Source organism: Amycolatopsis sp. 3B14 (genome assembly GCF_050958625.1).
GTDB classification, from domain to species: domain Bacteria; phylum Actinomycetota; class Actinomycetes; order Mycobacteriales; family Pseudonocardiaceae; genus Amycolatopsis_E; species Amycolatopsis_E thermoflava.
Map to the genome: position 1 here is coordinate 103,605 of NZ_JBHZEN010000039.1, position 13,451 is coordinate 117,055.

Here is a 13,451-nt window from a genome sequence, read left to right on the forward strand (position 1 = left end):
GACGAACCCCTCGACGCGATTCAGCTGCTCCTGGGTCAGGGGATCAGGCGTGAAATGCATCAACTCGTTGCGGATCCGCCTGATCTCCTCCAGACGGCTGAGGAACAGCCGGTGGTCGATCGCCCATCCCAAGCGCCGCCAGCGTTCGACGTCGGCCAGCAGGTGCTTGTAATTGCCGATGGTCATGTCGGCGGCCGAGGTGACCGGACGCGGGGAGCGCACCAGAGCGCGAAGTTCGTCCTCGTCGAACACCTCGTCCACCCGGCGCCGCAAACCGGCGTTCGGCCTCCTCGACGAGGGCGAAGGGGCGGACCTGATCACCGAACTGGAGCGAGAGGTCAGCAGCGGTCACGATTCCGGTGACCTTGCGGTCGTTGCCGATCACGAACACGTAGCCACTGCGGTAGATCTCCTCGATCTGGCCGAGCAAGTCCTCGTTGTGGTCGACCGACCTGGCGCTCACCAGTGCGTCGGCGATCGTGGTGACCGTCCGGGAGATGCGGGCCTGGCCCATCGATTCCCAGCTGATCGCACCGTGCAGTTTGCCGGTTTCGTCGATCACCGCGAGCTGGGAGTAATTGCCGTCGATCATCATCGTCTCCGCGACGATCAGGTCGTCGTCGGGACGGACGGAAGCCACGCCGCTGTTCGCGGAGGCGAGCACGCCCAGGCGCAACGTGATGGCGGGAAACTCGGACACGTCTTCGGTGTGGTAGGCCAACGCGGGTTCGGTGGTGCGGGCACCATCGCCGGGTTCCTCGCCGACGGCCACGATGTCGACCACGGTGTCGATCCAGCCTTCGGTGAACGGTGGTCGGGTCGTCAGCCCCTTCTCCTGGAGATCTCGCTCGATCTGGGAGACGACGGCAGGAGTGCGCCGCACGGCATCCCAATGGCTGAGCAGCTCCCGGATCGTGAGCCGGAGCGGTTCGTCCGGCGCGCTCGGTTGCATCGCCTTGTCGAACAGATCCTCCCTGTTCTTCACGCCGTACCGGGGCGACTCGTCATGGCTGGGGCCGGGATCGGTACCGGTGTCCGCGAGCCGCGCCAGCCGTCGGGCCGCTTCGTGCCGCTGGAGCCGGCAGACGGTCAGCAGCGAACCGAGCGTGTCGAGCAGGTCCTGCTCGACAGCGGTCCGGGGGAGGTCCTGGCGGATCCAGTGCACCGGCCGGACGTGCCGGAACCCCGGCGGCGCGTCGTGGCGGAAGCGGTAATCGCCGGTGAACCGGCCGATCGCGATCTTCTGCGGATAGGTCTTCAACGGCATCACCACGAGATCGCCGACTTTGATGTCGTGCCGGAACCGCCAGAGCTGACCGGTCCAGTTGGCGATCGTCGCCTTGCCTTCGCCCGGGTACGCCTGCCGCAACGCTTGACGCAGTTCGTCACGGGTTTGGCAGGATGCGATGTCGCCGAGTTCGTCCCAGCCGACGATGACCGACCCCTCGCTGAGGGCGGCCCCTTCACGTTCTCCGTCGCGACCGCCTCGGACCATCCACGCCGGAGCGGACCGGGTGTCGGAACCTCCGCTCGTCTTCGAGCGCTCCAGAGCCGGTTGTACCGGCATCCGCAGTTGAAACGGCCACGTTGTCCCCCCAGGACGATGCACGGCTGTGCGATCGGATCAACGAAAATTGTACGACGTTCAGTGCCGCTACAGCGTGCTGTCGGCGTTGTTGATCGCCGCCACCGCATCGGTTCGCGGGTTGCCGCTCTGCACCCGGAATCCGGGCGACTTCACGGGGCTGGAGGGATGGTGGAGATCGTTCCCGTCCAGGAGCGATCTCCACCACCGGCTATCACCAGCCGCGCTCGCGCCACTCCGCCAGCTTCGGCCGCTCCGCGCCGAGCGTCGAGTCGTCGCCGTGGCCCGGGTAGAACCACGTCTCGTCCGGCAGTCGGCCGAACACCCGCGTCTCCACGTCGCCCAGCAGGGACTGGAAGTCCTCCGGCGAGTTCGTCTTCCCGACGCCGCCGGGGAACAGCGAATCGCCCGTGAAGAGGTGCGTGCTGCCGTCCGCGTCGCGGTACAACAACGCGATCGAGCCCGGAGTGTGCCCCCTCAGGTGAATCACCTCGAGCGTGCAGTCACCCACCGTGAGGGTGTCGCCGTCCTCGACCAGGAAGTCCGGGGGGACCGGCAGGGCCGAAGCGTCCAACGGGTGAGCCGCCGTGTTCGCTCCGTACGCGCCCGCCACCGCGCCCAGCGCCTGCCAGTGGTCGGCGTGCTGGTGGGTCGTCACGATCGTGCGCAGCGCGGGACGGTCCGGGCCGTGACCGATGAGGTCCGAGATCCGCTCCGGGTCCGCCGCGGCGTCGATCAGCAGCGCCTCGTTCTGCCGGCGGCAAACCAGCAGGTAGGCGTTGTTGTCCATGGGGCCGACCGACAGCTTGGTGATGGCCAGCCGGTCCAGTACCCGCCGGGCCGCGTCCCCGCCCGGCTCCACGTGGCCGGTGTAGTCCTCTACGACGTTCACGCCGCCAACCGTAGTCGCCGCGCCACATCGCGTTCCACCCGTTCAGGTTGGTCTCGGATCGGTAACGTAGGCTCCGGTGCGTCCCCGAACCCGATCTTGCGAGACGCCCCGAGACGTGCCGAGCTTCCTCCCCGAGAACCCCCGCACCAGCACCCGCCGCATCAGCTGGGACGCCGTCCGCGTCCTGGCGGTCCTGTCCGTGGTGCTCGGTCACATCACCCACCAGGGACCGCTGGCCCACACCGAGCTGAACGACTACCCGGTCAAGGTCACCGCCCAGTTCGGCGCCGCGATCCTGATGGTCGTCTCCGCGTTCTTCGTCTGCCAGACCGTCCGGCGCGGCGACAGCGGGCGGTGGATGTGGAAGAAGGCCGCCCGGCTCGTCCCGCCGTACCTGGTCGCGGTGCTGCTGACCTACTTCGTGATGCGCTGGGCGGACGCCTCGTTCAACGGCCAGGAGTTCGGCAGCCACTGGTGGGACAAGCTGTTCGGCCCCACCACCGACGGCGTCGCGTGGGCGAGCTCCTGGTACGTGCCGGTCGGCTGGGACCTCCTCGTCAACCTGACCATGATCCAGGGCTGGCACCAGGGGTTCATCTGGCTCGACGGCTCCTACTGGACGCTGCCCGTCCAGCTGATGGTCTTCGCGGGCGCCGCGCTGCTGTGGTCGCGCACCCCCTGGTTCCGCTCGCCGCACGCGGCGCGGCACGCGAAGCTGCTCGCCTGGGCGATGGTCGTCGTCCCGCTCGTGCTGCGGTTCTGGGTGTTCGGCGTCACGAACACCTCGCCGTGGGCGTTCGCCGTCGTCTTCGGGTTCGGGCTGCACCGGCTGCACGCGTTCGCCGCAGGCGTCGCGGTGTGGCTCTGGTCGCGCGACCGGTTGTCCACGCCGCACCTGGCGCTGCTGCTCGCCGCCGTCGTCGCCGCGCAGGACCTGCACCTCTACCCGTTCCACGTGGCGTTGCCCACGGACCCGTCGCGGCTGCCCTCCATCATCGGGTTCGCGCTCGTGCTCGTCCTGGTGTGCGCCGCGGCGAAGGGCCCGGACTGGACGTTCCTGCGGCCGCTGGCGCCGGTCATCGGCTGGTTCGCCGGAATTTCCTACGGCGTGTACCTGTTGCACCAGGAGCTGGGCTACATCCTGGCCAAGGCGCTGCAACTCGCGGGACTGCAGGGCTGGGCGCGGCTGCCGCTCGTGCTGGGGGCGGCGACCGGCGCCGGATGGCTGCTCACGAAACTCGTCGAACGGCCGGCCCACCGCTGGCTGACCACGCCGCGCGGCGCCACCGCGCCGCCGCCCCGGAAGGCTCCGGACGACCTCGTCCGCGAGGAGCCGACCGGTCCGGCTCCGGTTTCTGTCGGTGGGTCGTCCTAGCATGGATGCGGCTGGCTGATCCGGCCGTCACATTCCAGGGAAGGGACCTCATCCGTGGCTGATCGCCTCGTTGTTCGCGGTGCGCGCGAGCACAACCTCCGCGGCGTCGACCTCGACCTGCCCCGGGACAGCCTGATCGTGTTCACCGGCCTGTCCGGGTCGGGCAAGTCGAGCCTGGCCTTCGACACGATCTTCGCCGAGGGGCAGCGGCGGTACGTGGAGTCGCTGTCGGCCTACGCCCGGCAGTTCCTGGGGCAGATGGACAAGCCGGACGTCGACTTCATCGAGGGCCTGTCGCCCGCGGTGTCGATCGACCAGAAGTCCACCTCGCGCAACCCGCGCTCCACCGTGGGCACCATCACCGAGGTCTACGACTACCTCCGGCTGCTCTACGCGCGCGCGGGCAAGCCGCACTGCCCGCAGTGCGGGGAACCGATCAGCAAGCAGACCCCGCAGCAGATCGTCGACCAGGTGCTGGCGATGGAGCAGGGCACCCGGTTCCAGGTGCTCGCGCCGGTCGTGCGCGGCCGCAAGGGCGAGTACCTCGACCTGTTCAGCAACCTCCAGCAGCAGGGCTACTCGCGGGCGCGCATCGACGGGCAGGTGTACCAGCTCACCGACCCGCCGAAGCTGAAGAAGCAGGAGAAGCACCACATCGGCGTCGTGGTCGACCGGCTGACGGTCAAGTCCTCGGCGAAGCAGCGGCTGACCGACTCGGTCGAGACCGCGCTGCGCCTCGCGGACGGCCTGGTCGAGCTGGAGTTCGTCGACCTGCCGGAGGGCGACCCGCACCGCATCCGCGGGTTCTCCGAGAACCTCGCCTGCCCGAACGGCCACCCGCTGGCCATCGAGGACCTCGAGCCGCGCTCGTTCTCGTTCAACTCGCCCTACGGCGCGTGCCCCGAATGCACCGGCATCGGCATCCGCAAGGAGGTCGACCCGGAACTGGTGGTGCCCGACGACGAGCTGTCGCTGGCCGACGGCGCGATCGCGCCGTGGTCGGGCGGGCAGAGCGCCGAGTACTTCCAGCGGCTGCTGGAGTCGCTGTCGGAGACCATCGGCTTCCGCATGGACACGCCGTGGCGCAAGCTGCCCGCGAAGGCGCAGAAGGCGGTCCTGCACGGTGTCGACGAGCAGGTCCACGTCCGCTACCGCAACCGCTACGGCCGCCAGCGCAGCTACTACGCGAGTTTCGAGGGCGTCATCCCGTTCCTGGAGCGGCGGCTGGACCAGACCGAGTCCGAGTACATGCGCGAGCGGTACGAGGGCTACATGCGCGAGGTGCCGTGCCCGGCGTGCCAGGGCAGCAGGCTCAAGCCGGAGATCCTCGCGGTCACCCTGGAGCACGCCGAGCGCGGCGAGCGGTCGATCGCCGAGGTGTGCGCGCTGTCCATCGAGGAGGCCTCGGAGTTCCTCGACGGCCTCAAGCTGGGGCAGCGCGAGGCGATGATCGCCGGCGCCGTGCTGAAGGAGATCCAGGCGCGGCTGCGCTTCCTGCTCGACGTCGGCCTCAACTACCTGTCGCTGGACCGCGCGTCGGCCACGCTGTCCGGTGGTGAGGCCCAGCGCATCCGGCTGGCCACGCAGATCGGGTCCGGCCTGGTGGGCGTGCTGTACGTGCTGGACGAGCCGTCGATCGGCCTGCACCAGCGCGACAACCGCCGCCTGATCGACACGCTGACGAGGCTGCGCGACCTGGGCAACACACTGATCGTCGTCGAGCACGACGAGGACACGATCCGCGCCAGCGACTGGGTCGTCGACATCGGCCCCGGCGCGGGCGAGCACGGCGGGCACATCGTCCACAGCGGACCGTTCGCGAAGCTGCTGAAGAACAAGAAGTCGCTGACCGGCCAGTACCTGTCCGGGCAGGAGGTCATCCCGGTGCCGGCGATCCGGCGGCCGGCGAACAAGAAGCGTCAGCTGACCGTGGTGGGCGCGCGGGAGCACAACCTGCGCGGCGTGGACGTGTCGTTCCCGCTGGGCTGCCTGGTGTCGGTCACCGGCGTGTCCGGGTCGGGCAAGTCGACGCTGGTCAACGACATCCTCGCGACGGTGCTGGCGAACAAGCTCAACGGCGCCCGCCAGGTGCCGGGACGGCACACCCGCGTGCGGGGACTGGACCACGTGGACAAGCTGGTGCGCGTCGACCAGTCGCCGATCGGCCGTACGCCGCGGTCCAACCCGGCGACGTACACGGGTGTGTGGGACCACGTGCGCAAGCTGTTCGCGGCCACCACCGAGGCGAAGGTGCGCGGCTACCAGCCGGGCCGGTTCTCGTTCAACGTCAAGGGCGGCCGCTGCGAAGCGTGCGCGGGCGACGGCACGATCAAGATCGAGATGAACTTCCTGCCCGACGTGTACGTGCCGTGCGAGGTCTGCAAGGGCGCCCGGTACAACCGCGAGACGCTCGAGGTGCACTACAAGGGCAAGACGGTCTCCGACGTCCTCGACATGCCGATCGAGGAGGCCGCCGAGTTCTTCGAGCCGATCAAGGCGATCCACCGGCACCTGCAGACGCTGGTCGACGTGGGCCTCGGCTACGTCCGGCTGGGCCAGCCCGCGCCGACGCTGTCCGGCGGCGAGGCGCAGCGCGTGAAGCTCGCCTCCGAGCTGCAGAAGCGGTCGACCGGCAAGACGGTGTACATCCTCGACGAGCCGACCACCGGCCTGCACTTCGAGGACATCCGCAAGCTGCTCGGCGTGATCAACGGCCTGGTGGACAAGGGCAACAGCGTGATCGTGATCGAGCACAACCTCGACGTGATCAAGACTTCCGACTGGGTCATCGACCTGGGTCCGGAAGGCGGCTCCGGCGGAGGCACCGTCGTCGCCGAGGGCACGCCCGAGCACGTGGCCACGGTCGAGGGCAGCTACACGGGCAAGTTCCTGCAGGAACTGCTGAACTGACCGTGACGAGCCGCGCGGCCGGCGAGCTGCGCGGCGCGTTCCCGGTCGCCTCCGGACCGTGCGGGGGCGGGTGGCGCGCCGGCCTCGCGGCGGGGTGGTGACCGTCGCGGAGGCGACGACCCGCTCGGAGGCTCGCCAGGCACCTCGCCCACACCGCGTGGGACTGCGGCGGGGCGGGCGGGCCGCCCTGGCTCGGAGCTGCCGAAAGTTCGGGCGTGCGCTGGCGGAGCAGGGTTGGGTGGCGCTGGGGGATCAGGCCCTTGGGTGTGCGCCGGCGGAGCAGGCCCTTGGGCGTGCCCCGGCGGAGCAGGCCCTTGGCCGTGCGCCGGCGAAGCAGGCCGCCGCGGCCGCGGCGCTGCGCGGCGCGCTCGGCGGGCAGCGGCTCGGCGAGTGCGGCGACCCGGCTCGGCGTCGCTCCCCGGGCGTCCGCCGGTTGGCGCTCCCGAGACCCGTCGGGTGCCCGCGCCGACCGAGCGTGCCGGATCGGTGAACCGCGTAGCGCGCCCTCTCGTGTCATGGGGTGACCCGGTCGCCGTGCACCGGGCTCGCACCGCGGGAGGTGCCCGATGACCCGCCTGCTCATCGCCGTGATCGTGGCGGCGTTCGTGTCCGCGTGCGGCCCGGCCGCGCCGGAGCGCGCGCCCGCCGACCTGCGCGTTGCCGTCGTCAGCGGGCTCGGGGACGTCGTGGCCGACAGCCAGGGCCGCACGCTCTACCGCTTCGACCTGGACAGCGCGTCACCACCGGCGACCAACTGCGCCGGCGCCTGCGCGACCCTGTGGCCGCCGGCAGCGGCCGGCGCCGCCCCGCCCACCACCGACGGCATCGACGGCGGGCTCGCCGGGGTTCTCGTCCGCCCGGACGGGTTCCGGCAACTCACGCTCGGCGGCTGGCCGCTGTACCGCTACGTCAACGACACCGCACCCGGCCAGGTCAACGGCCAGGGCGTCGACGGCACCTGGTTCGTGATCGCCCCGTCCGGGGTGAAGGTGACCGGCACCCCCGCCGACGGCGGGTCCGGGTATTGATCTCGGCGGATACTCGGTGCCATGCGGATCAACGCCTACCACTTCCGGGACACCTGGCTGCTCTCCGCGCCCGTGCGCAGCGTGTTCGACGCGGTCACCGACGTCGCCGGGTATCCGCTCTGGTGGCCGGACGTGCGTGAGGTCACGCGCGTCGACGACGACACCGCCCAGCTCGTCTGCCGCGCCGCGCTGCCGTACGTGTTGGTCGTCCGCATGCGCCGCGCCGAGCAGGATCCGGACCGCGGCCGCCTGCGCGTCCACCTGACCGGCGACCTCGAAGGCTCACTCGCGGCGGTCGTCCTCGGCAGGCCGGGCGGCACCCGGCTGGAGATCACCCAGCGGGTCCTCGCCACGAAACCGCTGCTGCGCACCTTCTCCCCGCTGGCACGGCCGGTGTTCCGCGCCAACCACGCCCTGATGATGCGGCGTGGCAGGCGCGGACTCCAGCACCACCTCAGCGCAGCGGGTGCGCGTTGAAGAACCGCAGGATCACCGGCGTCGCATCGATCACCGACGGGACGTCCGAATCCGGGTTGGGCGCCGTGCTCGGCCAGTCGTGACCGAGGCCCTCGACCCGGTAGTGCACGACGTCCGCGGCACAGGACCGCCACCGCTCGACCCGCACCCCGTCGCCGAGATCACGCACCACGGGCTCCGCGGCGCACCCGTCGCGCGACGCCCAGCCCGCGAGCCAGTCCGGAATGGACGGCAGCCCGCGCGCCGGATCGCCGGCGTAGGGGATGGTCGCGTCCGCGGTGCCGTGGAAGTCCAGCACCGGCGCCGGCCGCGACGGGTGGCACTCGCCGCCCTGCGGGTAGAACGCCCCGGACACCGGCGCGAACGCGGCGATCCGCCCGCTCAGCCGGCAGGCCAGCACCCCGGTGAACCCGCCGCCGTTGGACTTGCCCGCCGCGAACACGCGCCGCGGGTCGACGCACAGCTCGCGCTGCAGCTGGTTCAGCAGGTCGCTGGTGAACAGCACGTCGTCCGCGGCGGCCGAGTACGGCGCACCCGTCCACGCGCTCTCCCCGTCGGTCCCGACAAGGCCCTGCGGGTAGACCGCGATCACCGACCGGCCGGAGAAGCCGGACAGCTCCTCCTGGTACTCGGCGGTGCGGCGGTGCCCGTGGAAGGACAGGACCAGCGGATCCGGCCGGTCGGGCCGGTAGTCCGCCGGAACGTGCAGCAGGTAGCTGCGCGTGAGCCCGCCCGAGGTGACGGTGCGGGTCACGCTCTGTCCCGCCGGCACGGGTGCGGGGTGGCCGCAGCCGGCGGACGGCACGGGGAAATCGACGATCCCCGACGCGGTGGCGGCCGGAGCGGCCAGGAGGGTGCCGGTGATCGCGGCCACCACCGCGATCACCAGCCGCCGGGCGCGCATCAGACGCCGGCCTTCACGGGCTCCCGCTCCGGCTCGGCCGCCGGGTGGTCGTCCACCAGCGTGGTCTCGTTGAACGGGTCCTGCCCGGACAGCACCCGCTGGGCCCGCGACCGGTCGAACTCCTTGGTCCAGGACCCGATGACGACCGTCGCCACGGCGTTGCCCGCGAAGTTGGTCACCGCGCGCGCCTCGGACATGAACCGGTCGATGCCGAGGATGAACCCGACGCCGCCGACCAGGTCCGGCCGGTGCGACTGCAGCCCGCCTGCCAGGGTCGCCAGGCCCGCGCCGCTCACCCCTGCCGCGCCCTTCGACGCGATGATCATGAACACCAGCAGGGAGATCTGCTCGGCGACCGACAGCGGGCTGCCCTGCGCGGTGGCGATGAACAACGTCGCCATCGTCAGGTAGATCGCGGTGCCGTCCAGGTTGAACGAGTACCCGGTCGGCACCGTGATGCCGACGACCGGCTTCGACACGCCCAGGTGTTCCATCTTCGCGATCAGCCGCGGCAGCGCCGACTCCGACGACGACGTCGACACGATCAGGATGAACTCGCGGGTGAGGTACCGCAGCAGGCTGAAGATGTTGATCCGCGCGCCGAGCCAGAGAATCGCGCCGAGCACGATCGTCACGAACAACGCGCACGTGACGTAGAACCCGATCATCACCACCGCGAGGCTCTTCAGCGCGTTCCACCCGGTCGCGCCCACCACCGCGGCGATCGCGCCGAACGCGCCCACCGGCGCCGCCCACATGATCATCGACAGGATGCGGAACACGAGCTTCTGGATGTGCTCGATGCCGCGCAGGATCGGCTTGCCCGCCTCACCCATCTTCTGCAGCGCGAAGCCGGCGAGCAGCGCGACCAGCAGTGTCTGCAGCACCGAACCCTCGGTGAACGACGACACCAGCGAGGTCGGGATGATGCCGAGCACGAAGTCGGTCGTGCCTTCGCTGCCCTTGCTGGCCTGTTCCTGCGCCTTGGCGATCGACGACGGGTCCAGGTGCAGGCCGCTGCCCGGGTGCAGCAGGTTGCCCACGATCAGGCCGATGGCCAGTGCGAACGTGGACATCACCAGGAAGTAGCCGATGGCCATCAGGCCGACCTTGCCGACCTTCGCGGCCTTGGCGACCGACCCGATGCCGAGCACGATCGTGCAGAAGATGATGGGGGAGATCATCATCTTGATCAGGTTCACGAACCCGGTGCCGAGCCAGGCCAGGCTCTTGCCGAAGTCGGGGAACAGGATCCCGACCGCGACACCGAGGACGACCGCGGCGATGACCGCGAGGTAGAGGTAGTGCATCCGGTCGCGGCGCGGCTTCGCGCCGGCCGGTGGTGCCGTAGGCAACGTTGCCTCCTGTGGGGACGTGACGCGCCCAGTCCGGCGCAGCTCGCGTGGAACTATCGGCCACGGCTATGACCGCGGTCACCGTTGTGTTCATAGAGTTCGCGGCGTGACCGGCGTCCCCCGGCGGGCGGCCCGGCCGGTGTGCTGGGATGGCGGGGTGCGGATCACGAGCAGGCGCTGGAGCCTCGCCCGGCAGCTGCTCCTGCTGCAGGTGGCGGGAGTGGCCGTGCTGGTCGCGGTGGGGGCGCTGCTGGCCTACTTCGACGCCGCCCGCGCGGTGGACGCCCGCGCGCAGGACAAGGTGGTCGCCATCGCGAGCACCCTCGCCGACTCGCCGACGGTGCTCTCCGCCTTGAGACTGCCCGCACCGAGCACCGAACTGCAACCCTTCGCCGAGCAGGTGCGGCGAGACACCGGGGTCGACTTCGTCACGATCATGGATCCCGGCGGCATCCGCTACACCCATCCGAACCCGGAGCTGATCGGGCAGCGGTTCCTCGGCACGATCGACGTCGCCCGGCAGGGCCGCGTCTACACCGAGACCTACACCGGCACGCTCGGCCCGTCGATGCGCGCGGTCGTGCCGGTGTTCGACCCGGAGCGGCGCGTGGTCGCGCTGGTGTCGGCGGGCATCAAGGTCGACGCCATCTCGGCCGCGCTGGCGCAGCGGATCTGGACGCTCGCCGCGGTGGCCGGCGCCGCCCTGGTGGTGGGTGTCGCGGGCAGCTACCTGGTCAGCAGCAGGCTGCGGCGGCAGACCCGCGGTCTCGCCCCGGCCGAGCTGAGCAGCATCTTCGCCTACTACGAGGCGACCCTGCACGCGGTGCGCGAGGGGCTCGTGCTGGTCGGCGCGGACGAGCGGGTGGTGCTGTGCAACGACGCCGCCCGCGACCTGCTCGGGCTCGGCGCCGACCCGACCGGCAGGCCGGTCACCGAGCTGGGGCTGCCGCCGAGCCTGGTCGGGGCGCTGCGCGGCCAGGAGCCCCGGCGCGACGAGATCCACCTGACCGACGTGCGGGTGCTGGTGGTGAGCACCGCGCCGGTGCGGTCCCGCGCCCGCGCGAAGGACCACGGCACCGTCGTCACCCTGCGCGACCACACCGACCTGCAGCTGCTCACCGGCGAGCTGACCACCGCGCGCGGGCTCGCCGAGTCGCTGCGGTCGCAGGCGCACGAGGCGGCCAACCGCCTGCACACGGTGGTGTCCCTGGTGGAGATGGGCCGCACGCAGGAGGCGATCGAGTTCGCCACGGCGGAGCTGGAGATCGCGCAGCGGCTCACCGACCAGGTGGTCGGCGCGGTGTCCGAACCGGTGCTGGCCGCGTTGCTGCTCGGCAAGACCGCCGAGGCCAGCGAGCGCGGCGCCGAACTGGTGCTGACCGAGGACACCGCCATCGAGGACACCGACACCGGCATCGAGCCGCGCGACCTGATCACCGTGCTGGGCAACCTGATCGACAACGCGATCGACGCGGCCATCGAGGCCGCGGGGGAGCGGCCGGAGCGGCCGCGGGTCACGGTGACCGCGAAGATCGAGGGGGAGGAGCTGCTGTTGCGGGTCGCCGACAACGGCCGGGGCGTGCCGGACGAGGCGCGGCGGCGCGTGTTCGAGCGCGGCTGGACGACCAAACCGGACGGTCACGGGCTGGGCCTGGCGCTGGTCGGGCAGGTGGTTCGGCGCAACGGCGGACGGGTGGACGTGGCCTCCCGCGAGGGCGCGGTGTTCACCGTGCGGCTGCCGGTGCGGCAGGAGGTGCCGCGGTGATCCGGGTGCTCGTGGTCGAGGACGATCCGGTGGCCGCCGAGGCGCACCGCACCTACGTGGAGCGGGTCGCCGGGTTCACAATCGCCGCGGTCGTCCACTCCGGCGCGGAGGCGCTGCGGTTCTTCGAGCGCGACACCGCCGACCTGGTGCTGCTCGACTTCTACCTGCCCGACACGCACGGCCTCGCGGTGTGCCGGGCGTTGCGGGCCGCGGGCAACCTGGTGGACGTCATCGCGGTGACCTCGGCGCGGGACCTGGCGGTGGTGAAGGCCGCGGTGTCGGTGGGGATCGTGCAGTACCTCATCAAGCCGTTCACCTTCGCGTCGCTGCGGGACAAGCTGGACCGGTACGCGAAGTTCCGGGAAAGTTTCGGTGAAACCGGCGAGGTCGGACAGTCCGAGGTGGACCGGGCGTTCGCGGCGCTGCGCTCGCCGGTGGCGACGGCCCTGCCCAAGGGGATGAGCGGGCAGACCCTGGACGCGGTGGTCTCGGCGCTGCGGGACGAACCGGACGGGCTGTCCGCGGGCGCGGCCGCCACCGCGACCGGGGTGTCCAGGGTGACCGCGCGGCGGTACCTGGAATACCTGGCGGACAACGGACTCGCGCGACGAGAGCCGCGATACGGACAGGTCGGGCGGCCGGAGGTTTGGTACCGGGCTGTCAAGTGAAGGACGCTACGATCCGCGGCATGAGCCAGCCTTACCAGCAGCAGCCCCGGTTCCCGATCCTGCTGTCCACTATGAATGATTTGCCCGGCTACCGGGTCGTGCGGGTGTACGGCGAGGTGTTCGGGCTGACGGTGCGCAGCCGGAACATGTTCTCCAACCTCGGCGCCGGCTTCAAGGCGATGGCGGGCGGCGAGCTGAAGGGCCTGTCGAAGCTGCTGTCCGATTCGCGGCACGAGGCGCTGGGGCGGCTCTGCCAGGAGGCGATGGCCTTCGGGGCGAACGCGGTGCTGAGCATGCGCTTCGACTGCAACGAGATCGCCCAGACCGCGAGCGAGATCGCCGCCTACGGCACGGCGGTGTACGTGGTGCCCGACGGCACGGACCCCGGCGCGCAGCAGGCCGCTCAGCAGCAGTACCAGCAGCAGCCGCAGGCGCAGGGTCAGCAGGCGCAGGGCCAGTTCCAGCAGGGTTTCACGCCGCAGCAGTGATCCC

At 70.9% G+C, this 13,451-nt stretch carries 11 protein-coding genes; 7 read left to right on the forward strand and 4 right to left on the reverse strand.

The annotated features are described in order from the left end of the window. Nucleotides 1-43: 43 nt before the first annotated feature. Complete coding sequence (locus ACCP09_RS21975; RefSeq protein WP_433749593.1) at nucleotides 44-1,567, reverse strand: CBS domain-containing protein; 1,524 nt, start codon at nucleotides 1,565-1,567, stop codon at nucleotides 44-46. A gap of 232 nt (nucleotides 1,568-1,799) precedes the next feature. Then, nucleotides 1,800-2,477 (reverse strand): MBL fold metallo-hydrolase, encoded by a 678-nt coding sequence (locus ACCP09_RS21980; RefSeq protein ID WP_123682641.1) that lies wholly within the window; start codon nucleotides 2,475-2,477, stop codon nucleotides 1,800-1,802. A gap of 115 nt (nucleotides 2,478-2,592) precedes the next feature. Between ACCP09_RS21980 and ACCP09_RS21985 the strand changes: the two genes are divergently transcribed. The 4 genes from ACCP09_RS21985 to ACCP09_RS22000 all read left to right on the forward strand — a co-directional run bounded on the left by ACCP09_RS21985 (nucleotide 2,593) and on the right by ACCP09_RS22000 (nucleotide 8,267). Beyond that, complete coding sequence (locus tag ACCP09_RS21985; RefSeq protein WP_433749596.1) at nucleotides 2,593-3,852, forward strand: acyltransferase family protein; 1,260 nt, start codon at nucleotides 2,593-2,595, stop codon at nucleotides 3,850-3,852. Nucleotides 3,853-3,906: 54 nt separating this feature from the next. Further along, on the forward strand, nucleotides 3,907-6,762 hold the full coding sequence (gene uvrA, locus ACCP09_RS21990) for an excinuclease ABC subunit UvrA (RefSeq protein ID WP_017981962.1): 2,856 nt from the start codon (nucleotides 3,907-3,909) through the stop codon (nucleotides 6,760-6,762). A 566-nt stretch (nucleotides 6,763-7,328) separates the two neighbouring features. Continuing rightward, on the forward strand, nucleotides 7,329-7,790 hold the full coding sequence (locus ACCP09_RS21995; RefSeq protein WP_378336000.1) for a hypothetical protein: 462 nt from the start codon (nucleotides 7,329-7,331) through the stop codon (nucleotides 7,788-7,790). Nucleotides 7,791-7,811: 21 nt separating this feature from the next. After that, nucleotides 7,812-8,267, forward strand: a complete 456-nt coding sequence (locus ACCP09_RS22000) for an SRPBCC family protein (protein WP_027930758.1) — start codon at nucleotides 7,812-7,814, stop codon at nucleotides 8,265-8,267. Here ACCP09_RS22000 and ACCP09_RS22005 read toward each other — a convergent pair. Both ACCP09_RS22005 and ACCP09_RS22010 read right to left on the reverse strand, forming a co-directional pair. Next, nucleotides 8,245-9,171 carry an alpha/beta hydrolase family esterase gene (locus ACCP09_RS22005; RefSeq protein ID WP_433749600.1) on the reverse strand — a complete coding sequence of 309 codons (927 nt, stop codon included), beginning with the start codon at nucleotides 9,169-9,171 and terminating at the stop codon, nucleotides 8,245-8,247. The genes ACCP09_RS22000 and ACCP09_RS22005 overlap by 23 nt on opposite strands. Next, the gene (locus ACCP09_RS22010) at nucleotides 9,171-10,481 is read right to left on the reverse strand and encodes a cation:dicarboxylate symporter family transporter (RefSeq protein WP_378336024.1); all 1,311 of its coding nucleotides are present in this window, start codon (nucleotides 10,479-10,481) and stop codon (nucleotides 9,171-9,173) included. Before ACCP09_RS22010 ends, ACCP09_RS22005 begins: the two co-directional genes overlap by 1 nt. A 202-nt stretch (nucleotides 10,482-10,683) precedes the next feature. Here ACCP09_RS22010 and ACCP09_RS22015 point away from each other — a divergent pair, with 202 nt between their 5' ends. From ACCP09_RS22015 to ACCP09_RS22025, 3 genes are read left to right on the forward strand one after another with little or no spacing between them, the layout of a single operon-like run. Continuing rightward, complete coding sequence (locus tag ACCP09_RS22015) at nucleotides 10,684-12,291, forward strand: ATP-binding protein (protein ID WP_123682635.1); 1,608 nt, start codon at nucleotides 10,684-10,686, stop codon at nucleotides 12,289-12,291. Further along, on the forward strand, nucleotides 12,288-12,959 hold the full coding sequence (locus tag ACCP09_RS22020) for a response regulator (RefSeq protein WP_433749603.1): 672 nt from the start codon (nucleotides 12,288-12,290) through the stop codon (nucleotides 12,957-12,959). Before ACCP09_RS22015 ends, ACCP09_RS22020 begins: the two co-directional genes overlap by 4 nt. 20 nt (nucleotides 12,960-12,979) lie before the next feature. Then, nucleotides 12,980-13,447, forward strand: coding sequence for a YbjQ family protein (locus ACCP09_RS22025; protein WP_433749606.1), 468 nt, complete (start codon nucleotides 12,980-12,982; stop codon nucleotides 13,445-13,447). Nucleotides 13,448-13,451: the final 4 nt, after the last annotated feature.